Here is a 23,821-nt window from a genome sequence, read left to right on the forward strand (position 1 = left end):
CATACGGGGGTATGAAAGAGCCGGAACCAAATAAAACATTTGGCACTGACATTCATCGACACACTATTGAGTTCTCAAAGAACACACGCACACACCATCTCACAGGCAAACACCCGATCAATCAGTGAGGCAACTTTACAAGCTTAGCGCAGCCGATCACCCGAAACCAAATCCAGGATCCCAACCGAACCAGTGTGATCGCCAGGCGCTCCTCGTACTACCTCGTTTCCCTGTCCCAACGTTTCCGTTGAGCGTTCTCAGCGTCTCCGCTGAGCCCCGGGTCGGTGTCCGTGTCGCTCTGACTTGGATAAAGTTACGTGTCGACGTGCACGATGTCAAATCGCCTGGTCAGGAACGGTTTTCGTCGATGCAAGCTCGACGTAACCTGCCGGAAAGGTCAATCCGGGGCGCCGACACGCTCGACCAGGCCGCCCAGCGACTGGAGCTGCTCCACGAAATTGGGGTAACCGCGGTCGATATGGAAGACGTCGTGCACCTCGGTCACTCCGTCGGCGACCAAACCCGCGAGCACCAGGCCAGCGCCCGCCCGGATATCGGAGGACCACACCGGCGCGCTCGACAGTCGCGGAATTCCGCGGACGACAGCGTGGTGTCCATCGGTGCGCGCGTCGGCGCCGAGGCGAATCATCTCTTCCACGAAGCGGAAGCGCGCCTCGAAGATGTTCTCGGTGATCATCGATGTGCCGTCGGCGATCGCCGCCAGCCCGATCGCCATGGGCTGCAGGTCGGTCGGGAATCCGGGGAACGGCAGGGTCGAGAAGTTGACCGCGCGCGGGCGCTCCGGCTGAACGACGCGGAAGCCGTCCACATCGAAGGAGATGCGCGCGCCCGCGGAACGCAGCTTGTCCAACACCAGTGACAGGTGCTTCGGGTTGACCCCGGTGACTTTCACGTCACCCATGGTCATCGATGCGGCGATCCCCCATGTCGCCGCGACGATGCGATCGCCGATGACGCGATGGTCGGTCGGCGACAGGCGTTCCACGCCCTGAATGGTCAGCACAGACGTGCCCGCGCCGCTGATCCGGGCGCCCATCTGCACCAGCATGTTGCAGAGGTCGACGATGTCGGGTTCGCGCGCGGCGTTATCGATGACCGTCTCCCCCTCTGCCAGCACCGCCGCCATGAGGATGTTCTCGGTCGCGCCGACCGACGGGAAATCGAGCCGGATGCGCGCGCCCTGCAGTTCGTCGGCACGCGCGACCACGCAGCCGTGCTCGATTTCGCTGGTCGCGCCGAGCAGTCGCAGGCCTGCCTGGTGCATATCGAGGGGACGCGAACCGATCGCGTCGCCACCTGGCAGCGCCACCACCGCGCGCTTACAGCGCGCCATCAGCGGTCCGAGGACGCAGACCGAGGCACGGAACTGGGTCACCGCAGGGAAATCCGCGTGGTACTTCGGTTCAGCGGGGGTGTTGATGGTCACCACGGAGCGATCGCCGGGCGAATCGTCGGTGATGGCGACCTCGCAGCCGAGTCCGCGCAGCACTTCGGCCATCAACGGCACGTCGAGGATGTCGGGGCAGTTGGTAATCCTCGACGTGCCCTCCGCCAGGAGGGCAGCAGCCATCAGCTTGAGGACGCTGTTCTTCGCGCCTCCCACTGCGACTTCGCCGACGAGCCGATTGCCCCCGGTGACCAGAAACCGTTCGCTCACACCGGTTAGCTTATCCATCGCCGGCGGGACATACGCGCGTGTACGCGATCCCGGTACCCGACCGACCGCTTAGTCGCGCGATTCATCTCGTAGTACTCGCCCTGCGATGATTCGGATTCCGCGCACGCCGCCGGCCGGTCGGCAGGCTCGTATTCGGCAGCAGATGTCACAGGGCTTCGCGGTCGCGGCGGTCTCGTGATCGCCGGCCGGACTAATCCTTCTTGCCGCCGCCCGGCTTCCAGAGGATGTCGCCCTCCGGGTTGGTGACGCGACTGAGGATGAACAGCAGATCGGACAGGCGGTTGAGGTATTTCGCGGGCAGGACGGCGGTGTCTTCCGGGTGGGCCGACACCGCGGCCCAGGCCGACCGCTCCGCCCGCCGCGCCACGGTGCGGGCGGTGTGCAGTAACGCGGCCAAGGGGGTGCCGCCGGGGAGAATGAACGAATTCAACGGCGCCAGTTCGGCATTGAACTCGTCGCACCAGCCTTCGAGCCGGTCGATGTAGTCCTGGGTGATTCGCAGCGGCGGGTATTTCGGCTCGGCCACCACGGGGGTCGAGAGGTCGGCGCCCGCGTCGAACAGATCGTTCTGTACCTGTCGCAGCACTTCGAGTAATCCGGGGTCCGGCTGCCCCAGCGCGATCGCGACGCCGATCGCCGCGTTGGTCTCGTCGCAGTCGGCGTAGGCGACCAGTCGCGGATCGGTCTTGTCGACACGGGAGAAGTCGCTCAGACCCGTGGTTCCGTCGTCACCGGTCCTGGTGTAGATCCGAGTCAGGTGCACACTCATGCGGCTTTCCGCCTCTCCGCGATTCTCGCCGGTCGGGCGACGGCCGGGGTGTACCCGACGAGTCCCGTGCGCGGGCGAATTCAGTCGTGACGACGTCGAGCCTAACGCCGGATGGCTACAGGCCCGGCAGACGACGGGTGCGGTCCGACGGGCGGGACTCGACCCAGGAGAGGAAAGCCGCGCGCGCGCCTCGGTCGAGGGCGAGTTCGTAATCGCCGTCGACGTCGGAGACCGCGGTGACGATGATGTCGTCGGTCATGATGTCGAACTCGTCGCCGACCGGACCGCGCCGGTCACCGATCTCGATGCCACGACGCTTGATGGTGGAATCGGGGCCGAGCCGCAAACTCGTGAGTTTGTAGAAGACGACGCGATCCTCGTCATATCTGATCACGCCGTGTCGCCAACCCTGACCGCCCTGCGCGGGCAGTACCCGAAGAATCGCGGCGGTGCCGCCCCGACGCAGCATGACGAGCCGGTAGATGGATATCAAGGCGAGTGCGACCAGCACCGACACCAGAATGATCAGAACAACCATCCCGGTCTGCAATGCTGTTCGTCCTTTCGCTCGACGGCCGATCACCAACTCCGCCGGATACCCTTACGATGCGACATTCAAACACGAGTGTACAAACGCTCGAACAGGTGGGGCTGAATACCCTTGTCGGCGGCGAAGAGAACTTCGCCGCCGACAAGGGGGATATTCACGAACCGGTTGGTCTCAGAGCTGTGCGACCTGCTCGACCGCACGCACCTGAGCCTGGGCCGCCTTCTGCTCTTCCTCGGTGGCCGTCGTGTCGGCGAGCACCTTGCGGGCCGCCTCGACGTCGACCTCACCCGCGAATTCAGCGGATTCGGCCAGGATCCGGACGGAGTTGGCGGTGACCGAGAAGAAGCCACCGTGCACCGCCGCGACGATCCGATCGCCTTCGACAGGAACGATGTTCACGATGCCGCCCTCGACCAACTGGCCGAGCAGCGGCTCGTGGCCCGCCATGATGCCGATCTGGCCCTCGGTGGTCTGGGCGCTGACGAACGACGCCTGTCCCGACCAGAGCCGTCGCTCGACAGCGACGAGATCAACTGACATGCCGTTATTGGACTCAGTCGCCATGGGTGACTACTTTCCGGCGATCTTCTTGGCGGCCGCCTCGACATCGTCGAGACCACCGCAGGAGTTGAACGCCTGCTCCGGGAAGTGGTCGAACTCGCCCTTGCAGACCCGGTCGAAGTCATCGATGGTCTGCTCCAGCGGAACCACCGAGCCCACCTGACCGGTGAACTTCTCGGCCACGATGAAGTTCTGGCCGAGGAACTTCTCCAGACGACGGGCGCGGCCGACGAGAACCTTGTCCTCTTCGGAGAGCTCGTCCATACCGAGGATGGCGATGATGTCCTGCAGTTCCTTGTACTTCTGCAGGATCCGCTTGACCTCGTTCGCCACCGCGAAGTGCCTGTCGCCGACGATCGAAGCCTCGAGGATACGAGAGGTCGAGGTCAGCGGGTCGACGGCGGGGTAGATGCCCTTCTGCGAGATCGGGCGGGAAAGCTCGGTCGTCGCGTCCAGGTGGGCGAAGGTGGTCGCCGGGGCCGGGTCGGTGTAGTCGTCGGCGGGCACGTAGATGGCCTGCAGCGAGGTGATGGACCGACCACGGGTCGAGGTGATGCGCTCCTGCAGCTCACCCATCTCGTCGGCCAGCGTGGGCTGGTAACCGACGGCGGAGGGCATACGGCCGAGCAGGGTCGACACCTCGGAACCGGCCTGGGTGAACCGGAAGATGTTGTCGATGAACAGCAGCACGTCCTGGTGCTGCACGTCGCGGAAGTACTCAGCCATGGTGAGAGCCGACAGCGCCACCCGCATACGCGTGCCCGGCGGCTCGTCCATCTGGCCGAAGACGAGGGCGGTGTCCTGCAGGACGCCCATCTCTTCCATTTCCAGGTGCAGGTCGGTGCCCTCACGGGTGCGCTCACCGACGCCGGCGAACACCGACGTACCGGAGAACTCACGCGCGATACGGGTGATCATCTCCTGGATCAGAACGGTCTTGCCGACACCGGCGCCACCGAACAGACCGATCTTGCCGCCCTTCACGTACGGGGTCAGCAGGTCGATGACCTTGATACCGGTCTCGAGCAACTCGGTCTTACCCTCGAGCTGATCGAATGACGGGGGCTTGCGGTGGATGCCCCACTGCTCGCCGTCGCGGCCGAGACCCGGGGTGTCGAGGCAGTCGCCGAGCGCGTTGAACACGTGGCCCTTGACGACGTCGCCGACCGGCACCGAGATCGGCTTGCCGGTGTCGGAGACGGACGCGCCACGGACCAGGCCGTCGGTCGGCTGCATCGAGATGGTGCGCACGATGCCGTCGCCGAGGTGCTGGGCGACCTCGAGGGTCAGGGTCTTGGCGACCGAGGTCAGCGTGATCTCGGCGTGCAGAGCGTTGAACAGCTCGGGGATCGCGCCATGCGGGAACTCGACGTCCACGACGGGGCCGATGACCCGGACGACGCGGCCTGCGGCGGCGCCGGTCCGGCTCGTGTTGTCTTGAGTGACAGCTGCGGTCATTTGGATTGGTTCTCTCTGTGTCGATTTGCGGCATGCACCGGCCCTGCGTGGTTACGCAAGCCGCCGCGTTCGGGCCAGTTGTTCATGCCGCGGCGCTTAGTCGCGGTCCGAGCTCGACGCCAGCGCGTTCACGCCGCCGACGATTTCGCTGATTTCCTGCGTGATCTGGGCCTGCCGCACCGAGTTCGCCTCGCGCTGAAGCACACTGGCGAGTTCGTTGGCGTTGTCGGTGGCCGCCTTCATTGCGGTGCGCCGAGCCGCGGACTCGGATGCCGCTGCCTCGAGCAACGACGCGTAGATACGCGTGTTGACGTACTTGGGCAGCAGGGCCGCCAGCAGTACATCGGCGTCGGGCTCGAATTCGTACTGCGCCGAGACCTGCGCTGTCGGCGAGTCGGACAGACTGTCCTCGCCGAGATCGAAGCTCTCGTCGACGAATTCCACCTGGATCGGGGCGAGCCTGCGAACCTCGGGGGTCTGGGTCAGCATCGAGACGAAACGGGTGTACACGATGTGCAACTCGTCGACGCCCGCGATGGTGCCGCTGCCGTCCGGATTCTCGACCTCGCCCTCGGAGCCAGCCATGAAGCTCTCGACGAGATGGGCGCAGGCGGCCGAGGCATCGCTGTACTTCGGCTGCTGCGAGAACCCGGCCCACGAGGCGATCAGATTCCTGCCGCGGAAGGTGTAGTAGGTCACACCCTTCTTGCCCATCACGTACAGCACCGGTTCTTTGCCCTCGCCGCGCAGCGTGGTCATCAACTCTTCGGCGCGCCGGAGCACGTTCGAGTTGTAACCGCCGGCCATGCCGCTGTCACTGGTGATGACCAGGACGGCGGCACGACGCGCGTTCGGACGTTCGGTGAGCAGCGGGTGCGCCAGATTCTGCGACGCGCTCGCCAACTCTCCGAGAACCTTGGTGATCTCCTCCGCGTACGGCTTCGCGGCCGCCACCCTGGCCTGAGCCTTGGAGATTCGCGATGTCGCGATCAGCTCTTGGGCCTTGGTGATCTTCTTGATCGAATTCACACCACGAATGCGGGAGCGTAATTCACGCAAATTTGCCACGGTTCACACTCCTGCCTCATCCCCGCACGAGCGGGGAGCTGGGGTGAATCGACGGCGAGCGCGGGACAGCGCGCGAACGCACGCCTGCCCGTCGCTCTCGCCGCGGATCGAATGACTCATCACAGACCGCCGTCTACTTCTCGACGTGCTTGCGAGTGACCGACAGCGACTCGACCTCTTCGTGGTCCAGTTCACCCGCGGCCGCCTCGTTCACCACGCGGCTGCCGTCGGAAGCGAGGAAGCCCTGCTTGAACTTGTCGGTCGCCGCCTTGATGGCATCGGCCGCGTCGCCCGCGAGCACCTTGCCGCCCTCGATGGACTTGAAGGCGTCGGCCGCTTCGCGGTGCAGATCCTCGATCAGCTCCGCGTTGAAGCGGCGGATGTCGGCGACCGGAACCGAGTCGTAGTAGCCGGCGTCGACCAGGTAGATCGAGACGATCTGGTCCTCGACCGCGACGGGCGAGTACTGGTCCTGCTTGAGCAGCTCGACCCAGCGGGCGCCACGCTCGAGCTGCGCCAGCGACGCGGCGTCGAGGTCGGAGGCGAAGGCCGAGAACGCCTCCAGCTCACGGAACTGCGCCATTTCCAGACGCAGCGAACCGGCGACCTTCTTCATGCCCTTGGTCTGGGCGGCGCCACCGACGCGGGAGACCGAGGTACCGACGTTGATCGCCGGGCGGACACCCTTGTTGAACAGGTCGGACTCGAGGAAGACCTGGCCGTCGGTGATGGAGATGACGTTGGTCGGGATGAAGGCCGAGATGTCGTTGGCCTTGGTCTCGATGATCGGCAGACCGGTCATCGAGCCCGCGCCCATCGCGTCGGACAGCTTCGCGCAACGCTCCAGCAGGCGCGAGTGCAGGTAGAAGACGTCACCCGGGTACGCCTCGCGGCCCGGCGGGCGACGCAGCAGCAGCGAGATGGCGCGGTACGCCTCGGCCTGCTTGGTCAGGTCGTCGAACACGATGAGGACGTGCTTGCCCTGGTACATCCAGTGCTGGCCGAGCGCCGAACCGGTGTAGGGGGCCAGCCATTTGAAGCCGGCGGAGTCCGACGCGGGAGCGGCGACGATGGTGGTGTACTCCATCGCACCGTGGGCCTCAAGCGCGGTCTTGACGCCCGCGATGGTGGAACCCTTCTGACCGATGGCGACGTAGATGCAGCGAACCTGCTTGGCCGGGTCGCCCGACTCCCAGTTCGCCTTCTGCGCCAGGATCGCGTCGATGGTGACCGCGGTCTTGCCGGTCTTGCGGTCGCCGATGATCAGCTGACGCTGGCCACGGCCGATCGCGGTCAGGGCGTCGATGGCGGTAATGCCGGTGGCCAGCGGCTCCTCGACCGGCTGACGTTCCAGCACGGTCGCGGCCTGCAGCTCGAGTACGCGCTGCTCTTCGGCCTCGATCTCGCCGAGTCCGTCGATGGGCTGGCCGAGCGGGTTCACCACGCGACCGAGGAACTTGTCGCCGACCGGGACCGAGAGCACGTCACCGGTGCGGCGGACTTCCTGGCCCTCTTCGATCTGGGCGTACTCGCCGAGGATGACCGCACCGATCTCGCGGTCTTCCAGGTTGAGCGCCACACCGAGCACGCCGCCGGGGAACTCGAGCAGCTCGTTGGCCATTGCCGAGGGCAGGCCGGAGACGTGCGCGATGCCGTCGCTGGTGTCGGTGACCACACCGACTTCTTCGATGGAGGTCTCGGGGGTGTAGCTCTGGGTGTAGCTCTCGATCGCGCTACGGATCTCGTCGGAGGAGATCGTCAGCTCCGCCATGTTCTTCCTGCTCTCGCTGTGTGGGTCTCGAATGTCGGGTGGTGGTGCGCTGCGGGACTCAGGCGAGTTCGCGACGCAGCCGCTCCAGTCGGCCGATGGCGCTGCCGTCGATCACGTCGTCGCCGACGCGGACGACCAGGCCGCTGAGCAGACTCGGGTCGACCTGCACGTGCACCGTGACCGGCTTGCCGTAGATACGCCCCAGAGAGGCGGCGAGCCGCTCTCGCTGTCGCGTCGTCAGGGCGATCGCGGCGTGCACGAGCGCGACGATCTGGTCGCGACGGGCCGCTGCCAGGTCGGACAACTCGTCGAAGGACGCGTCGATACTGGTCCGCTGCCGAGTCACCACCTGTTCCGCCAGGGTCAGGGTGATGGGCTCGACCTTGCCGGTCAGCAGCCGGGCGAGCAGTTCACGCTTGGCCGATGCCGACGTCGCGCGATCCGAGAGCGCCCGCTCCAGGTCCGGGTTGTCGCCGACGATTCGGCCGAGCCGGAACAGCTCGTCCTCGACCGCGTCGAGCCGATCGCTGTCGGCGGCAGACGCCAGCAGCGCCTCCTGGCCGAGCAACACGAGGGTGTCGACCAGATCGGCGGTGCGGGACCAGTTCTGTGCGACCGCGGTGGTCAGCACCGCCTGCGTGGCAGGGCTGACCTTGCCGCCGAAGACCCGCTCGCTCAGCTCGGCGCGGGCCGAGCCGGGCACCGACACGTCCGCGAGCGCAACACGCAGCGAACGCTGATCGTCCAGCACGGCGACAACGGCGAACAGTTCCGAGCCCGTGGTGGCGGCGACACCGTTGCTTCCGGTCAGAGCGGCGCGAAGCGCCTCCCGCGACCGGGCGCATGCCTCGCGGCTCGCTGCGTACATGCTTCTCACTTTCGCGTCGTTACCTTCCGACCCCGATACCGGCATCGGTGTCGTCGAGTTCGGCAAGGAACCGCTCGATCGACGCCGACTGCTTGGCTTCGTCCGAAACCGACTGTCCGATAATCTTTTCGGCCAGATCGACGGCCGTACGGCCGACTTCGGAACGCAGCTCGGTCAGGATCTGCTGGCGCTGGGCTTCCAGCTGGCTGTGGCCGGCGGCGACGATGCGGTCGCTCTCGGCCTGGGCCTCGGTCCGCATCTGCGCGAGGATCTGCTGGCCCTGGGTGCGGGCGTCCTCCCGGATGCGGGCGGCCTCGAGGCGGGCGTCGGCCAACTGCTGCTGGTACTGCTGCAGCGTGACCTGAGCCTCTTCCTGCGCGGCCTCGGCACGGGCGATACCGCCCTCGATCTTGTCCGCACGCTCGTCCAGCACCTTGGTCAGGCGCGGGATGACGTACTTGTAGAAAGCGAACGCGATGATCGCGACGCAGACCACCGACCAGACGATGTCGTACGTCTCGGGGATGAGAGGATTGACATCCTCTCCCTCCGACGCGGCGAGCAAACTGAACTCGTACATCGGAATCAGAAAATGAAGCCGGCGACGAGACCGATCAGCGCCAGCGCCTCGGTGAACGCGATACCGAGGAACATGTTGGTGCGGATCGTGCCCTGCAGCTCGGGCTGACGGGCGATGCCTTCGATGGCCTTACCGACGACGATGCCAACACCGATGCCGGGGCCGATGGCCGCCAGACCGTAGCCGATGGCGCCGAAGCCCTTGAACGTCGATTCGGAGGTAGCAGCTTCCTGGGCCAGGTACGCGAGGCTCATGAGTCTTCCATTCCCTTTCTTGTGCTCACCGGCCGGTCGGCACGGTGTAGCAGGTTTGGCAGTAGTTGTGCGGTTCGGGTCAGTGGTCGTCGGCGTGCTGCGCGAGTCCGATGTAAACGGCGGTCAACAGCGCAAACACGTAGGCCTGCAGGAAGATGACCAGGATCTCGAACAGCGTGAAGCCGAGTCCGGCGAGCAGCGAGAACGGCGAGAACACCTTCATCCACGCGACGGCGTCGAACAGGAAGAACCAGGTGGCGCTGAAGAACAGCACCAGCATGATGTGGCCGGCCAGCATATTGGCCATGAGTCGGACGGTCAGCGTGAACGGACGCAGGATGAAGGTCGAGACGAACTCGATCGGGATCAGCAGTACGTGCAGCGCGGGCGGCACATTCGGCACCACGATGCTGCTGCGCATGTACTTGAGGAATCCGTACTTCTTGATACCCACGTAGTTGAACGCGGCATAGGCGACCACGGCCAGCACCAGCGGCATACCGATTCGGGCGTTCGACGAGATGTTCAAACCCGGAACGATGCCGGAGAAGTTCAGAAAGAGAACCGTGAAGAAGATGGTCGCGATCAAGGGGAAGAACCTGCGACCGGTTTCCTTACCGAGGATCTCGTCGCAAATCTGTTCCTTGACGAAGACCAGTCCGGTCTCGGCGACATTCTGGATACCGCGCGGAATGATCTTCGGAGAGCGGAAAGCCAGCAGCATGAAGCCGACCAGAACGGCGGTCATCAGCAGCCGAATCAGCATCAATCGATCGAGTTCGAACGGTGTTCCCTCGAACAGCACAGCTGGAGGGAAGAAGTCGGTAAGCGACGGCGCGTGGAACTCGCCCGCTAAAGTGGTGACGCTCAGCGTTCTCTCCCGTGTTCGGGCCGCGGGTACGGTCATTCCCGCGGTTCGATCGGACATTGACGATCAATTGGGTCGACTCAGGTCGGCTCGAAATTCGTCAGCAGCTGCGCGGCAAAACCCGCCCGGGCGTCTGTACGTGTGTCGGCGACGTTCGTCGACATGCAGAACCGGAACCCCTCGGACCCCGGCACGGCAGTAAGCATAGCGGCACGGGAAGGGATCTGGTTGATCCCCCCTACTTGGTCGCTTGCTTACCAACACTTTACCAAGTTATCTACGACGCTGTGTAGGGGGGTGATGTTATTCGGTTGTGGTGTCCGGTTCGGAGTCGCCCGCGGGCGTCGTCACGTAGGGAACCTTCTGGCGCAGAACACCGTAGGTCTCGGCGCCGAGGACGATGAGCAGCGCGCCGATCACGGTGAGAAACAGCGCGGTGCGGTCGTAGAAGTCGAAGTGGTTGAGCACGCCGACCACGATCAGCACCACGAGCACCTTGCCGACCCAGCTGACCAGCATGACCAGGCCCGCGGTGCTCGGCGGCAGTTTCGCGCCGAACAGGATGACGGCCGCGGTGGTGAGGATGAATCCACCGCCGATGGCCGCGCCGAGCAGTGCCCCCCACAGACCGGCGACACCCGCGGTCGCGCTCGCGATCGCGACGGCGAGCACGATCAGCACCGCGAGGCCGATCAGGCCATAGCGCAGTGCCGCGCGCAGCGGTGCGTCGGGGCCGGGAACCGGGGTGGGGGTGAAGCTCACGATCGGGCCTCGCTGCCACTCGGGACGGTCGCGTCTTTACTTGACGCCGTAATGTCGATCCGCTCGCTCACGTGGAGCGACTTTACCCCGGAGCCTGCCTGTCCCCGGTCGGCTCCCCGCGCCGCATGCCCGGGATCGCGGTGACGACCAGCGCGAAAACCAGTCCGCCCGCCATCAGCAGAACGACCAGTCGACGATCCATCAATGAACTTCCGACCGCGCCGAATGCCAGTACACCGACCCACAAATAGATGAGCAGCACCACGCGCCGATGCGAATGACCGATCTGCAGCAAACGATGATGCAAGTGCATTTTGTCGGGTGTCGAGAAACTCACCCCGGCGCGCACCCGGCGCACGATCGCCAGCACCAGATCCAGCACCGGAATGAACATCACGGCGCCGACGAGCAACAGCGGTGAGAGCAGACCGACAATGTCGCGCGGGCCGAAACCCTGCAGCGGAATCCGGCCCGACGCACTGGTCGAGACCGCGGCGAGCACCAGGCCGATCAACATCGAACCGGAATCGCCCATGAATATTCGGGCGGGCTGGAAATTGTGCGGCAGGAATCCGAGACAGGCCCCCGCCATCGCCGCGGCCAGCAACGCGGGCGGATACGTATCGACCGAACCGCCCTGCTCGTTCATCAGGCCGACGGCGAACACGAATACCGCGGCGGCGCAGATCAACCCGAGTCCGGCCGCGAGTCCGTCCAGGCCGTCGACGAAATTCATCGCGTTGACGAGTGTGACCGTGACAGCGACCGTCACGAGACCGCCCTGCAGCGCGTCCAGCGAGATCGTGGAGTTGGTGAACGGGTTGTAGATGCTGTACCAGCTCAGGCCCATCACCGCCATGACACCCGCCGCGGTGACCTGTCCGGCGAATTTCGTCAGCGCGTCCAAGCCCCACCGGTCGTCGACGATGCCGACGAGCACGATGAGCGTGGCCGCGACAAGCAGCGCCGGGATATCCGGCGCGTAGTCGAAACCCCGGCGCAGGGCGGGCAATTGGTGCGCGAACAGCACCGCGGCCACCAGCCCCACGTACATGCCGACGCCGCCCATGCGCGGCACCGGCTTCACGTGGACATCGCGTTCGCGCGGCACCGCGACCGCGCCGAACGCGATCGCCAGCACCCGTATCCCACCGGTGGCCAGGAATGTCACCGTCGCCGAGATGAGCAGGACGAGCAACAGCTCACGCAAAGGAACAATGGAACTCATGCGACCGACCGCCCGATCACCCGTCGGACCGCTCGGCCGGACATCCCGTCGCGCACCGTCCGCCGCTCACCGCGTAGCGGCACTGGTCAACTCGTCGGGCGACATCCCGAGCACAGTGGCGATCTCCTCGACCGGCACCGCGCCCTCGCGCAGCACGCGCGGCTGATCCGCGGTGAGATCGACGATGGTGGAGGCGACGGCACGTTCGGACGGCCCGCCGTCCAGGTACACCCCGACCAGATCGCCGAGTTGGTCACGGGCCTCCGGCGCGGTCTTGGCCGGCGGCTGCCCGGAGACGTTGGCGCTCGATACCGCGAGCGGGCCGACCTCGCGCAGCAGTTCCAGCGCGACCGGATGCAGCGGCATCCGCAGCATCACCGTGCCGCGGGTGTCACCGAGATCCCACGCGAGCGAAGGGGCCTGCTGCACAACAAGACTCAGCCCGCCGGGCCAGAAGGCACGGATCAGCTCACGGGCCTGCGGGCGCACCGAGAACACCAGTCCGTCGATGGTGTTCCACGACCCGACCAGAACCGGCACCGGCATATCGCGGCCGCGGCGCTTGGCGGCCAGCAACGAACTCACCGCCGAGGAATCGAACGCGTCGGCGGCAAGGCCGTACAACGTGTCGGTCGGCATCACGATCAACCGCCCGGATTTCAGGGCACTTGTCGCTGCGGTCAGTCCGGCGGCGCGCGAGTCGGGATCCGCGCAGTCGTAGACGGTACTCACGGCCCCATCCTGTCACGACGGGCGGCACCCGCCATCATCCCCCGTCGATCCCGGACCCTAACTCGGCATCGGATGTGGGCGGTTTCTCCGATTCGCCCGAATTTCGGCGCCGCCCACCCGTCTCACGCCAGGTGCGACGTCGCCCGCGGACCCGGTCACCCCGGTGCCGGGGCGGGCGTCACCGCGCGCGGACGCCCGCGACGAAACGTGGTCTGCCCGCCAGGTCGGGATGTTCGACGATCTCGACGAATTCGCCGTCCTTGTCGAGCAGGGCGGCCAGTTCGGAGCCGTTCGAATCATCGTGCTCGATGGCGACGGCGCCGCCCGGCCGTAGCAGCCGGGTTATTCCCGGAATCATGCCCCGGATGACGTCGAGCCCGTCCGCCCCGCCGAAGAGCGCGCGATGGGGATCGTGGTCGGCGACTTCCGGGTCCAGCGCGGTGCCGTCGGGGATATACGGCGGATTGGACACGACCACGTCGACGCGACCGTTCAATTCGGTGAGCAGCGCAGGGTCGGTCGCGTCATCGGAGTGCAGGGTTATCGCGGTGTCGCCGTCGGCGATGCGGTTGTCGGCGTTACGGCGGGCCCATTCCAGGGCTTTCGCGTCGAGTTCGACCGCGTGGACCTGCGCGTCCGGACGAGCGTGCGCGATGGCGAGCGCCAAGGCCCCGGAGCCGGTGCACAGATCGACGACGATCGGCTGGTGATCGTGCGGCAGCGTCTCCAGAAAGGCCAGCGCCCAGGCGAAGAGCAATTCGGTTTCCGGGCGCGGTACGAAAACGCCCGGCCCGACCGCGAGATCGATCTCGCCCATCGCCGCGACACCGGTCAGATGTTGCAGCGGGATGCGGCGCGCTCGGCGCGCGACCAGATCGCGGTATCGCTCGAGCAGAGCCGGTTCGACCAGCGGCACGAGCACCAACCGGGTGCGTTCGACCCCGAGCAGATGGGCTGCCAGCTGTTCGGCGTCGGCGCGCGGACTGTGCACACCGGCCTGTCGCAGGACCTCGGCGGCTTCGTTGATAGCCGGACGCAGCGCGATTCGTGTCATCGGCCGTCACCCCCGCCTTTCCTCTCGCATCGAACACAGGAACCGGGTCCGCCCACCCGGGCCCACAGCCCACTGTGCCCGATCACTGGACCGATGTAACGCACTTCCCGGAATTCGAGGAAGCGAGGCCGACGCGAATTATTCGGCGGACATGCGCGCTTCACGGTCGGCCTTGGCCAGGGCGTCGAGCAGCGCGTCGAGTTCGCCGTCGAGGACGGTGTCCAAGTTGTGGGCTTTGAAGCCGATGCGATGATCGGCGATCCGGTTCTCCGGGAAGTTGTAGGTGCGGATTCGCTCGGAGCGGTCCACGGTGCGGATCTGGCTCGCCCGGCCGGCCGCGGCTTCCTGATCGGCTTGTTCCTCCGCGAGCGCTTGCAGCCGAGCCGCCAGCACCTGCATGGCCCGCGCCTTGTTCTGCAGCTGGGAACGCTCGTTCTGGCAGGTGACGACGGTGCCCGAGGGCAGGTGGGTGATGCGCACCGCGGAATCGGTGGTGTTGACGCCCTGACCGCCCTTGCCGGAAGACCGGTACACATCGATGCGCAGGTCGGATTCATCGATCTGCACCTCTTCGACCTCGTCGGGTTCGGGGTAGATGAGGACACCCGCCGCGGAGGTATGGATGCGGCCCTGTGATTCGGTGACGGGGACGCGCTGCACCCGGTGGACACCGCCCTCGAATTTCAGGCGCGACCACACGCCGTCCCGCGAGGCGTCACGGCTCTTGATGGACAGCGTCGCGTCCTTGTATCCGCCGAGATCGGAGACGGTGACACCGAGGATCTCGACCTTCCACCCGTGCCGCTCGGCGTAACGCACGTACATGCGCGCCAGATCCGAGGCGAACAGCGCGGATTCCTCGCCGCCCTCGCCGGATTTCACCTCGAGCACCACATCGTCACCGTCGTGCGGGTCGCGCGGGGCCAGCAGGTCGGCCAGCGTCTGTTCCAGCTCGACGACCTGGGCCTCGAGATCGGGGACCTCGGCGGCGAACGAGGAATCGTCGGCGGCCAGTTCCTTGGCGGCGGCGAGATCGTCGCGAGCGGCCTGCAATTTGGTGTGGGTGGACATGATCGGCGCGAGCTCGGCGAATCGCTTACCCACCCGGCGGGCCGCACCCGGATCGTTGTGCAGGGCCGGATCGGCCAGCTGCGTCTCCAGACCCGCGTGCTCGGCCAGAATGTCATCGATCGCGGACGGCTGCGTCATGGTCGTGCTTCCTCTCAGATGTGCTCGGCGGCCGAGACGACGGCCGCCGGGAATACCGCTACAAATGCACCGACGCCCGGCCTGCAGTGCAGAACCGGGCGTCGGTGGGGAAGCTAGTTGGCGTCGGCCTTCTTGGCCGCGCGCTTGCCGTAGCGAGCCTCGAAGCGGGCGACGCGGCCACCGGTGTCGAGAATCTTCTGCTTACCCGTGTAGAACGGATGGCACTGCGAGCAGACCTCGACGGTGATGTGTCCTGACTCTTTGGTGCTGCGAGTCTGGAAGGTGTTACCGCAACCGCAGACGACGGTGGTGTCGACGTAGGTCGGGTGAATTCCTGCCTTCATGGGTGTCCTCTCGATATTGGTCGCCGGGTCGCCCACAAGCGTGAGCGTGAACCGGAACCGACTAGGCGGGATTGTCTGCGCGACAGCACAGACGCACGGCGATCCAGTATGCCAGAACCGCCTCTACGCTCTCAAAACGCCCCCGACCCGTGGTTTGTTCCCCCTCCGAATCGAGTAGTCGGCTACCCGCGAAAACCGCGCCGCGCGCTCCTAGCGTGAACAGTGCCCGGTCTCCCGCTCGACCGGATATCCACCGCTCGCCCGATGAGAGTAGAACCGTGACCAGCAGAATCGCGTTGGCGGTCTTCGTGGCGCTAGTACTCGCCATCGCGGTGGGCTGGATGCTGACACCGAATATCCCCAGCGCGCCGGCCGGCGCGGAACTCACCGTGTACCGCACGCCCGCGGGCGCCGATCCCGACCCGATCGCGCCGACGGCGGCGATCATCGCGGTCATGATCGTCGGCGCCGCGACCATCGGAATTATCTTCTTCCGCCCGGAAACACCGAAAGGGCCCCGCGAACGCGAGGCCCTTTCGGTGGCGATTCGACTATTCGTCGAGTGCGCCCGGCGCGGTCTTGCTGACCTGCATCAGGAATTCCAGGTTGTTCTTGGACTTCTTCAGTCGGTCGATCAGCAGATCGATCGCCTGATGCGAATCCAGCCCGGAAAGAACACGGCGCAGTTTGTGCAGCACCGCGGCCTCGTCGGGGTTGAGCAATAGCTCGTCCTTGCGGGTACCGGACGGATTGACGTCCACCGCGGGGAACACGCGCCGCTCCGCGATCTTGCGGTCCAGCTTGAGCTCGGCGTTACCCGTGCCCTTGAATTCCTCGAAGATGACCGTGTCACCGGTCGAACCGGTCTCGACCATCGCGGTGGCGATGATCGTCAGCGAACCGCCGTTCTCGATATTGCGCGCCGCGCCGAGGAACCGCTTGGGCGGGTACAGCGCGGTCGAGTCGACACCACCGGAGAGGATACGACCCGACGCGGGCGAGGAGTTGTTGTACGCGCGGCCCAATCGGGTGATCGAGTCCAGCAGCACCACAACGTCTTTGCCCATTTCCACCAGGCGCTTGGCGCGCTCGATGGCGAGTTCGGCGACCGAGGTGTGATCTGACGGCGGGCGGTCGAAGGTCGAGGCGATGACCTCACCCTTCACCGAACGCTGCATATCGGTGACCTCTTCGGGACGCTCGTCGACCAGCACGACCATGAGATAGCACTCGGGGTTGTTGGTCGCGATCGCATTCGCGATGTCCTGCATGATCGTCGTCTTACCGGCCTTCGGCGGCGAGACGATCAGTGCGCGCTGGCCCTTGCCGATCGGCATGATCAGGTCGATGACCCTGGTCGTCAGCTTGTTCGGCTGAGTCTCCAGGCGGAGCCGCTGATTCGGGTACAGCGGAGTCAGCTTGCTGAACTCGGGACGACGCCTGGCCGCTTCGACGTCTCCGCCGTTGACGGTGTCCAGCCGCACCAGCGGGTCGAACTTCTGCCGCTGGTTGCTCTGCTCACCGTCGCGCGGGGCGCGCACCGCACCGGTGATCGCGTCACCGCGGCGCAGGCCGTTCTTGCGGACGAGGTTCATCGACACGTAGACGTCGTTCGGCCCGGCCAGGTAGCCGGACGTGCGGACGAACGCGTAGTTGTCCAGCACGTCGAGGATGCCCGCGACCGGCTGGAGTACGTCGTCCTCGCGGATCTCGAGTTCACGGGCCTCACCGGGCCCGGCGCCACCCTCGCGGTCGCGACCGCGACGACGTTCCCGGAACCGGCGTCCCCGCCGACCGCGACCGCCTTCTTCGTCGTCACCGCCACGATCGACCCCGCGATTGCTTTCGCCTCGCGGGCCCGCGCTGCCGTTCTGGTTGCGGTCGCCTTGGCCTCGGTCGCCTTGGCCTCGGTCGCCTTGGCCTCGCTCACCCTGGCCTCGCTCACCCTGGCCTCGCTCACCCTGGTTGCGGTCGCCCTGATTGCGGTCGCCCTGATTGCGGTCGCCCTGATTGCGGTCGCCCTGGCCCCGCTCGCTCTGGCCCCGCTCGCCCTGATTGCGGTCGCCCTGATTGCGGTCGCGACGACGCTCGCCCTGTTCGGCATCCTGCTTCGGCTCGTCACCACGCGCCTCGGCCGCAGTGGATTCACCGCCGCCGGATCGCGCCTGGTCACGGCCGCGCCGCTGCCGACCGCGGCCACGCTGACCCGGCTCACGGCCGGAATCCTCGGTGGCTTCCGCCGCAACGCCCGACTCGACCTTGGCCGAACCGTTCTTCGCGGTGTCGGCCTTCCCGGTGTCGGACGTCACAGTGTCGGACGTCACGGTGTCGGACGGCGCGGCGTCGTTCTTCGCGGCGTCGTTCTTCACAGCGTCGTTCTTCACGGCGTCGTTCTTCGCGGAGTCCGCCTTGCCGGAATCGGCCTTGGCCGAATCGGCCTGAGCGGATTTCGACGGCGCCGCGGCGGCCTTGGACGCCGCCTCCTTCGCCGGAGCGGCGTTCTTTTCCGGAGCGGAACCCTTCGCGGGTGCGGGGGCCTCGGCGGTCGGCGTCACATCGAGGGTCGCCTGCTCGCCCTTCCCCTCGCCGCGCGCGGGCTTATCCGACTTCGCCGGCTTTCCGGCCTGATTTTCCTTGATGGCGGCGATCAAATCGCCTTTGCGCATTCCGGAGGTGCCTCGGATACCGAGCTCCCCCGCGAGCGCGCGCAACTGCGGCAACAACATTCCAGTCAGCCCCGATCGTGCGACGTCGGTTTTTTCGCTCATCTTCGAAATAGGCCCGGAGTCACTTTCGCGGCCACCCGAGGAACTCGGGTTGGATTCCACCCCGGGGGTCGCGAGCAGGTCCGTATCTGTCACGGAAATCCTTTCCTTCCCTCGATTGCCGTGTGCTATGTCGAGGGTTTCGTCCCGCAGTCCGGGCACCGTGCCGGACTCGGATGCCGTATATCACCTGCCCCGCCGGACCGGCGGCTTCGCCACCGGGTTATGAAAGGTGGGAGAGATCATTCCAGTTGCGCAGCTACGCAGCACCCCCATGGCCTGGAGGCTCGAGCCTGGAGCCTGCTGGAGCGATTGCCCTGATGAAGCACCGGCGTCTGATGCGCACGATGTACGGACTTCCTCAGGATAGCTGGCAACGGTAAGCATCGGCAAGACGGACTCGCCGTCAGCCGACGTGGACGCCTTCGGCGAGTCCTGGTTCGACCACCCGGAGCCCGTCGGCGACCGCGAGTTCGCGCAGTTCCGCCGGGAATTCACCGGTCCCGAGAGCCAGGATGGTCGGACCAGCGCCGGAGACCGTCGCGGCGATGCCCGCGGCCCGCAGCCTGGCGATCCAGGCCGTGGTCAGCGGCAGCGCGGGCGCACGCTGGGTCTGATGCAGTTTGTCGCAGGTCGCGGGCAGCAGCAGATCGGGGCGCTCGGTCAGCGCCACCACGGCCAGCGCCGCCCGGCTCACATTGAAGGCCGCGTCGGCGTGCGGCACGGTCTCCGGCAGTAGACCGCGTGTGTGCGCGGTCGATGAGCGCACCGAGGGTATGAGCACGACCGGGCGCAGTGACGGATGCGGTTCGAGCCGCACCGCGCGATAGATCCGACCGTGATCCGGCACGTCCAGGCCCTCGGCGTCGGCGGCGGTTTCGGTCCAGGACACCACGATTCCGCCGAGCACGCTGGCCGCGGCGTTATCCGGGTGGCCCTCGAATTCCGAGGCCAGTTGTACCAATCGGGCCGAATCGGTAGCCAGTGCCGGATCCAGTTCGGCCGCCAGGGCACAGCCCGCGGCGAGTCCGCCCACCACGGCCGAGGCCGAGGAACCCAACCCGCGCGAATGTGGGATCACGTTGCGGCACACCACATCGAGGCCGTCGGCCCACACACCCGCCGATTCGAGGCCGCGTTCGATCGCCCGCACAACGAGATGCGAAGGCCCCCACGGCACGTCGTCGGCGCCCTCACCCTCCACCCGGATGGTGAGCCCGGAATCGGTGGTGCGCACCTCGATCTCGTCGTAGATGCCCAATGCCATCCCGAGCGAATCGAATCCGGGCCCGAGGTTGGCCGTGGACGCCGGTACCCGCGCGGTCACCGAAAGTCCGGCGGGCAGTGTCGTCGACACCAGTTGACTGTCGCGCGAAGTCAACTCAGGCCAGCTCGAGTTCGGCGGCGACCGCGACCGGATCGACCGGAATCGCTTGCACCTGCGGCATTCCCAGCAGAGCGGTATCGGGATCCTTGAGACCGTTTCCGGTAACCGTGCACACGACGGTCAGCCCGGTGTCGAGCCAGCCGTCCTTATGCGCCGCGAGCACGCCCGCGACGCTGGCCGCGGAGGCGGGCTCGACGAAGACGCCCTCGGTCGCGGCGACCAAGTGGTATGCCTCGAGGATCTCCTCGTCGGTGGCGGCGCGGAACGCGCCTCCCGACTGCTCCTTGGCCTCGACCGCGCCGTTCCACGACGCGGGTGCGCCGATCCGGATGGCGGTCGCGATGGTCTCCGGATTCGAGACCGGCGCACCGTTGACCAGCGGCGCGGCACCCGCCGCCTGCACGCCGAGCATGCGCGGCAGACCGGTGGCGATGCCGTCGGCGTAGTACTCGCGGTAACCGCGCCAATACGCGGTGATATTGCCCGCGTTGCCGACCGGGAGCGCGTGCACATCGGGTGCCCTGCCGAGGACGTCACAGATTTCGAACGAGGCGGTCTTCTGGCCCTCGATCCGCGCCGGGTTGACCGAATTCACCAGACCGACCTCGGGGAAATCCGAGGTCACCTTGCGAGCCAGCTCGAGGCAGTCGTCGAAATTGCCGTCGACCTGGATGATCTTCGCGCCGAGCATGACGGCCTGAGCCAATTTGCCCATCGCGATCTTGCCCTGCGGGATCAGCACCGCGCAGCTCATGCCGGCGCGGGTCGCGTAGGCGGCGGCCGATGCCGAGGTGTTGCCGGTGGAGGCGCACAGCACCGCCTTCTGGCCCCGGTACTTCGCGTCGGTCATCGCCATCGTCATGCCGCGGTCCTTGAAGGACCCGGTCGGATTCGCACCCTCGACCTTGAGATACACCTCACAGCCGGTCAGTTCGGACAGATGCGGTGCGGGCACCAACGGCGTGCCACCCTCGAAGAGGGTCACCGGCTCCCAGTCGGCCGCACCCCGCAGACGATCACGGTATGCCGCGATCAAACCCGGCCAGCGCGCATGCACTCCCGCTTGCGGGGCGATCGCCCCGCTGCCCTGATACCCGGTCCCGGTCGTACTCATTCCTCGGTGCCTTCCAATCTCAGAACGCTGGTCACATGTGTGACGGACGCCATCTCCGCGAGAGCGGCGACGGTATCCGCGAGCGCCGACTCCACCGCGTGGTGGGTGACAACGACCAGGCGCGCACCCTCACCGTGCCCTTCCTGCCGGACGGTGGAGATGCTGACGCCGTGGTTGGCGAATTCGCCCGCGACCTTCGCCAGGACCCCTGGGACATCTTCGACCTGGAGGTTCACGTGGTAGCGAGTGGGCGTATCGCCGATCGGCGCGATCGGTAGCTCAGCATAAACCGATTCGCCCGGAGCGCGGCCACCGAAGAATTTGTTCCTGGCGGCCATGACCAGATCGCCGAGCACCGCGGACGCCGTCGGAGCGCCGCCGGCACCCTGACCATAGAACATGAGCCTGCCCGCGTTCTCTGCCTCGACCACCACCGCGTTGAACGCGCCGCTGACCGCGGCCAGCGGATGTTTGCGGGGAATGAGCGCCGGATAGACGCGCACCGAGACACGCTCCTTGCCGCCCTCCTCGGGGGTGGGCTCACCCGGCCCCGAGGCCACCCGTTCACAGATGGCGAGCAACTTGACCGTGCAATTCACCGCGGACGCGGTTTCCAGATCCTCGGCGCTGATCTTCGAGATGCCCTCGCGATAGACGTCGGCGGCCGTGACCCTGGTGTGGAAGGCCAGCGAGGCCAGGATCGCGGCCTTCGCGGCGGCGTCGTAGCCCTCGACATCGGCGGTCGGATCGGCTTCCGCGTAGCCGAGGCGGGTGGCCTCGGCCAGCGTCGCCGAATAATCGGCGCCGGTCTCGTCCATCGCGGAGAGGATGAAATTGGTGGTGCCGTTGACGATGCCGACCACTCGGTTCACCCGATCGCCCGACAGCGACTGGATCAACGGACGCACCACCGGGATCGCACCGGCGACGGCGGCCTCGAAGTAGAGGTCGGCGCGGTTGCGCTCGGCCGCCGCGGCCAGTTCGCCGGTGTAGTCGGCGAGCAGGGCCTTATTCGCGGTCACCACGGATTTGCCCGCGTTCAGCGCGGCGAGGATCAGTCGGCGGGCGGGATCGATCCCGCCGACCACCTCGACCACCAGGTCGACGTCGTCGCGGGCTACCAGCGCGTCGGCGTCGTCGGTCAGCAGATCGGCGGGCAGACCGCGATCCTTGCTGAGATCACGGACCGCGACACCGCGAAGCACCACCGGCGCGCCGACACGCGAGTGCAGGTCACTCGCGTGATCGCGCAGAATTCGCACGACCTCGGTGCCGACATTGCCCATGCCGAGGACCGCGACGCCGAGCGGGCGATCCGCTCCCCAACTACCGATCTTGGCCACTGCGGTCATGACTGTTGTACCTCCAGGCTGAGCAGATCTGCGACCGTTTCCCGGCGCAGGATCAGCCGCGGCTGCCCGTCGCGAACGGCGACGACCGCCGGGCGGGTCAACTGGTTGTAGCGGCTGGACATCGAGTAGCAGTACGCACCGGTGGCTGCCACCGCGATCAGATCCCCCGGACCGACATCGGCGGGCATCCAGGTGTCGCGAATGACAATATCGCCACTCTCACAATGTTTTCCGACCACACGCGCGACGACCGGTCGCGCCTGGGACGAACGCGAGACCAGGCGGCAGTCGTAATCGGCCTGATACAGCGCCGGACGGATGTTGTCGCTCATACCGCCGTCCACGCTGACGTAGCGCCGCCGCAGGCCGCCGTCGAGGGAGACATCCTTGATGGTGCCGACCTCGTAGAGGGTGACCGTGCCCGGACCCGCGATGGCGCGGCCGGGCTCCACCGCGATCTTCGGCATCGGCAGACCCGCGTGGGCGGCTTCCGCCTCGACCAAGCCGCGCAGTTTGGCCGCGAACTCGTCCAGCGGCGGCGGATCGTCACTGGGCAGATACGAAATACCAAGTCCGCCACCGAGATCGAGGATCGAGATCTGGGCGGTGCGCTCGGCACCGAATTTGTCGATGGCGTCACGCAGCAGGCCGAGGATGCGCCTGGCCGCGATCTCGAACCCGTCGATCTCGAAGATCTGCGACCCGATATGGCTGTGCAGGCCGACCAGTCGCAGATTCTTCGCCTCGAAGACCAGCGCCAGAGCCTCCATGGCGTCGCCACCGGCGATCGAGAAGCCGAATTTCTGATCCTCGTGCGCGGTCGAAATATATTCGTGCGTATGGGCTTCCACGCCGACGGTGACGCGAACGAGTACGTCCTGCACCACACCCGCGGCGCCCGCGACCGCCTCCAGGCGATCGATCTCGATCAGCGAGTCGACCACCACGTGCCCGACGCCCGCGCGCACGGCGCTCTCCAGCTCGTCCACCGACTTGTTGTTGCCGTGCAACGCGATTCGCTGTGCGGGGAAACCCGCGTGCAGGGCGATCGCCAACTCACCGCCGGAACAGACGTCCAGCGACAGGCCCTCGTCGCGGATCCAGCGCGCGATCTCGCCGCACAGGAATGCCTTGGAGGCGTAATGCACCCGAGCATCCGGCCCGAAGGCGCGCACCATATCGCGGCAGCGGGAACGGAAGTCGTCCTCGTCGACCACGAAAAGCGGAGTACCGAACCGTGCGGCCAGATCCGACACCGGCACTCCGGCCAGCCGAACCACGCCACCGTCGTCACGGGAGACATTGCGGGGCCAGACATTCGCGGGCAGATCGATCATCTGCCGCGAGTCCGAAGGGCGCTCGGCCAGATTCGGGGCGTGCGGGATTTCGGCGTGCCGGGGCCCGGCGGGATGAGCACTCACCGTAGTT

General features: G+C 66.4%; 23 protein-coding genes. All 23 read right to left on the reverse strand.

Translation table 11 applies throughout. The annotated features are described in order from the left end of the window. Positions 1-397: 397 nt before the first annotated feature. Entirely contained in the window at positions 398-1,678 is a 1,281-nt protein-coding gene (gene murA / locus ABZS43_RS32425) for a UDP-N-acetylglucosamine 1-carboxyvinyltransferase (protein ID WP_355039808.1), read from the reverse strand. A 211-nt stretch (positions 1,679-1,889) separates the two neighbouring features. Beyond that, on the reverse strand, positions 1,890-2,468 hold the full coding sequence (locus ABZS43_RS32430) for a cob(I)yrinic acid a,c-diamide adenosyltransferase (protein WP_355039809.1): 579 nt from the start codon (positions 2,466-2,468) through the stop codon (positions 1,890-1,892). Positions 2,469-2,583: 115 nt separating this feature from the next. Then, on the reverse strand, positions 2,584-3,006 hold the full coding sequence (locus ABZS43_RS32435; protein ID WP_355039810.1) for a DUF2550 domain-containing protein: 423 nt from the start codon (positions 3,004-3,006) through the stop codon (positions 2,584-2,586). 183 nt (positions 3,007-3,189) lie between these two features. Then, positions 3,190-3,558 carry a F0F1 ATP synthase subunit epsilon gene (locus ABZS43_RS32440; protein WP_355039848.1) on the reverse strand — a complete coding sequence of 123 codons (369 nt, stop codon included), beginning with the start codon at positions 3,556-3,558 and terminating at the stop codon, positions 3,190-3,192. A gap of 30 nt (positions 3,559-3,588) precedes the next feature. Next, positions 3,589-5,037 (reverse strand): F0F1 ATP synthase subunit beta, encoded by a 1,449-nt coding sequence (gene atpD, locus ABZS43_RS32445; RefSeq protein ID WP_355039811.1) that lies wholly within the window; start codon positions 5,035-5,037, stop codon positions 3,589-3,591. Positions 5,038-5,133: 96 nt separating this feature from the next. Beyond that, a complete protein-coding gene (locus ABZS43_RS32450) occupies positions 5,134-6,105 on the reverse strand; it encodes a F0F1 ATP synthase subunit gamma (RefSeq protein ID WP_355039812.1) in 972 nt (323 codons plus the stop codon). Between the two features lie 133 nt (positions 6,106-6,238). Continuing rightward, the gene (atpA, locus tag ABZS43_RS32455; RefSeq protein ID WP_355039813.1) at positions 6,239-7,876 is read right to left on the reverse strand and encodes a F0F1 ATP synthase subunit alpha; all 1,638 of its coding nucleotides are present in this window, start codon (positions 7,874-7,876) and stop codon (positions 6,239-6,241) included. A 58-nt stretch (positions 7,877-7,934) separates the two neighbouring features. Beyond that, complete coding sequence (locus ABZS43_RS32460) at positions 7,935-8,744, reverse strand: F0F1 ATP synthase subunit delta (protein WP_355039814.1); 810 nt, start codon at positions 8,742-8,744, stop codon at positions 7,935-7,937. Between the two features lie 19 nt (positions 8,745-8,763). Beyond that, positions 8,764-9,324 (reverse strand): F0F1 ATP synthase subunit B, encoded by a 561-nt coding sequence (locus ABZS43_RS32465; RefSeq protein WP_355039815.1) that lies wholly within the window; start codon positions 9,322-9,324, stop codon positions 8,764-8,766. A 5-nt stretch (positions 9,325-9,329) separates the two neighbouring features. Beyond that, positions 9,330-9,578: an ATP synthase F0 subunit C gene (locus ABZS43_RS32470; RefSeq protein ID WP_040704792.1), complete on the reverse strand. Its 249-nt coding sequence runs from the start codon at positions 9,576-9,578 to the stop codon at positions 9,330-9,332. A gap of 79 nt (positions 9,579-9,657) precedes the next feature. After that, positions 9,658-10,506 carry a F0F1 ATP synthase subunit A gene (atpB, locus tag ABZS43_RS32475; RefSeq protein WP_355039816.1) on the reverse strand — a complete coding sequence of 283 codons (849 nt, stop codon included), beginning with the start codon at positions 10,504-10,506 and terminating at the stop codon, positions 9,658-9,660. A 243-nt stretch (positions 10,507-10,749) separates the two neighbouring features. Beyond that, complete coding sequence (locus ABZS43_RS32480; protein WP_355039817.1) at positions 10,750-11,208, reverse strand: hypothetical protein; 459 nt, start codon at positions 11,206-11,208, stop codon at positions 10,750-10,752. 82 nt (positions 11,209-11,290) lie between these two features. After that, the gene (locus ABZS43_RS32485) at positions 11,291-12,436 is read right to left on the reverse strand and encodes an MraY family glycosyltransferase (protein WP_355039818.1); all 1,146 of its coding nucleotides are present in this window, start codon (positions 12,434-12,436) and stop codon (positions 11,291-11,293) included. 66 nt (positions 12,437-12,502) lie between these two features. Continuing rightward, complete coding sequence (locus tag ABZS43_RS32490) at positions 12,503-13,168, reverse strand: L-threonylcarbamoyladenylate synthase (protein WP_355039819.1); 666 nt, start codon at positions 13,166-13,168, stop codon at positions 12,503-12,505. 178 nt (positions 13,169-13,346) lie between these two features. Beyond that, positions 13,347-14,222 carry a peptide chain release factor N(5)-glutamine methyltransferase gene (prmC, locus tag ABZS43_RS32495; RefSeq protein WP_355039820.1) on the reverse strand — a complete coding sequence of 292 codons (876 nt, stop codon included), beginning with the start codon at positions 14,220-14,222 and terminating at the stop codon, positions 13,347-13,349. Between the two features lie 138 nt (positions 14,223-14,360). Next, positions 14,361-15,431 carry a peptide chain release factor 1 gene (gene prfA / locus ABZS43_RS32500; protein WP_355039821.1) on the reverse strand — a complete coding sequence of 357 codons (1,071 nt, stop codon included), beginning with the start codon at positions 15,429-15,431 and terminating at the stop codon, positions 14,361-14,363. Positions 15,432-15,544: 113 nt separating this feature from the next. Further along, on the reverse strand, positions 15,545-15,775 hold the full coding sequence (gene rpmE / locus ABZS43_RS32505) for a 50S ribosomal protein L31 (RefSeq protein ID WP_355039822.1): 231 nt from the start codon (positions 15,773-15,775) through the stop codon (positions 15,545-15,547). Between the two features lie 61 nt (positions 15,776-15,836). Further along, positions 15,837-16,253, reverse strand: a complete 417-nt coding sequence (locus ABZS43_RS32510; RefSeq protein WP_355039823.1) for a hypothetical protein — start codon at positions 16,251-16,253, stop codon at positions 15,837-15,839. Positions 16,254-16,326: 73 nt separating this feature from the next. Next, entirely contained in the window at positions 16,327-18,501 is a 2,175-nt protein-coding gene (gene rho / locus ABZS43_RS32515) for a transcription termination factor Rho (RefSeq protein WP_355039849.1), read from the reverse strand. A 445-nt stretch (positions 18,502-18,946) separates the two neighbouring features. Continuing rightward, the gene (gene thrB / locus ABZS43_RS32520; RefSeq protein WP_355039824.1) at positions 18,947-19,897 is read right to left on the reverse strand and encodes a homoserine kinase; all 951 of its coding nucleotides are present in this window, start codon (positions 19,895-19,897) and stop codon (positions 18,947-18,949) included. A 25-nt stretch (positions 19,898-19,922) separates the two neighbouring features. Next, positions 19,923-21,041 carry a threonine synthase gene (gene thrC / locus ABZS43_RS32525; protein ID WP_355039825.1) on the reverse strand — a complete coding sequence of 373 codons (1,119 nt, stop codon included), beginning with the start codon at positions 21,039-21,041 and terminating at the stop codon, positions 19,923-19,925. Then, positions 21,038-22,375, reverse strand: a complete 1,338-nt coding sequence (locus ABZS43_RS32530) for a homoserine dehydrogenase (RefSeq protein WP_355039850.1) — start codon at positions 22,373-22,375, stop codon at positions 21,038-21,040. The genes thrC and ABZS43_RS32530 overlap by 4 nt, the downstream gene beginning before the upstream one ends. A 14-nt stretch (positions 22,376-22,389) precedes the next feature. Further along, on the reverse strand, positions 22,390-23,814 hold the full coding sequence (gene lysA, locus ABZS43_RS32535) for a diaminopimelate decarboxylase (RefSeq protein ID WP_355039826.1): 1,425 nt from the start codon (positions 23,812-23,814) through the stop codon (positions 22,390-22,392). Between the last annotated feature and the right edge of the window lie 7 nt (positions 23,815-23,821).

The sequence above is a fragment of the Nocardia sp. NPDC005366 genome (assembly GCF_040606855.1).
In the GTDB taxonomy this organism is placed as follows: Bacteria; Actinomycetota; Actinomycetes; order Mycobacteriales; family Mycobacteriaceae; genus Nocardia.

Excerpts from the sequence above, each read along its gene's own strand:
- ABZS43_RS32430 (WP_355039809.1), bottom strand. The coding sequence starts at position 2,468 with ATGAGTGTGCACCTGACTCGGATCTACACCAGGACCGGTGACGACGGA.
- ABZS43_RS32435 (WP_355039810.1), bottom strand. The coding sequence starts at position 3,006 with ATGGTTGTTCTGATCATTCTGGTGTCGGTGCTGGTCGCACTCGCCTTG.
- ABZS43_RS32440 (WP_355039848.1), bottom strand. The coding sequence starts at position 3,558 with ATGTCAGTTGATCTCGTCGCTGTCGAGCGACGGCTCTGGTCGGGACAG.
- atpD (WP_355039811.1), bottom strand. The coding sequence starts at position 5,037 with ATGACCGCAGCTGTCACTCAAGACAACACGAGCCGGACCGGCGCCGCC.
- atpA (WP_355039813.1), bottom strand. The coding sequence starts at position 7,876 with ATGGCGGAGCTGACGATCTCCTCCGACGAGATCCGTAGCGCGATCGAG.
- ABZS43_RS32460 (WP_355039814.1), bottom strand. The coding sequence starts at position 8,744 with ATGTACGCAGCGAGCCGCGAGGCATGCGCCCGGTCGCGGGAGGCGCTT.
- ABZS43_RS32465 (WP_355039815.1), bottom strand. The coding sequence starts at position 9,324 with ATGTACGAGTTCAGTTTGCTCGCCGCGTCGGAGGGAGAGGATGTCAAT.
- ABZS43_RS32470 (WP_040704792.1), bottom strand. The coding sequence starts at position 9,578 with ATGAGCCTCGCGTACCTGGCCCAGGAAGCTGCTACCTCCGAATCGACG.
- atpB (WP_355039816.1), bottom strand. The coding sequence starts at position 10,506 with ATGTCCGATCGAACCGCGGGAATGACCGTACCCGCGGCCCGAACACGG.
- ABZS43_RS32485 (WP_355039818.1), bottom strand. The coding sequence starts at position 12,436 with ATGAGTTCCATTGTTCCTTTGCGTGAGCTGTTGCTCGTCCTGCTCATC.
- prmC (WP_355039820.1), bottom strand. The coding sequence starts at position 14,222 with ATGACACGAATCGCGCTGCGTCCGGCTATCAACGAAGCCGCCGAGGTC.
- prfA (WP_355039821.1), bottom strand. The coding sequence starts at position 15,431 with ATGACGCAGCCGTCCGCGATCGATGACATTCTGGCCGAGCACGCGGGT.
- rpmE (WP_355039822.1), bottom strand. The coding sequence starts at position 15,775 with ATGAAGGCAGGAATTCACCCGACCTACGTCGACACCACCGTCGTCTGC.
- ABZS43_RS32510 (WP_355039823.1), bottom strand. The coding sequence starts at position 16,253 with ATGGTCGCGGCGCCGACGATCATGACCGCGATGATCGCCGCCGTCGGC.
- rho (WP_355039849.1), bottom strand. The coding sequence starts at position 18,501 with ATGTTGTTGCCGCAGTTGCGCGCGCTCGCGGGGGAGCTCGGTATCCGA.
- thrC (WP_355039825.1), bottom strand. The coding sequence starts at position 21,041 with ATGAGTACGACCGGGACCGGGTATCAGGGCAGCGGGGCGATCGCCCCG.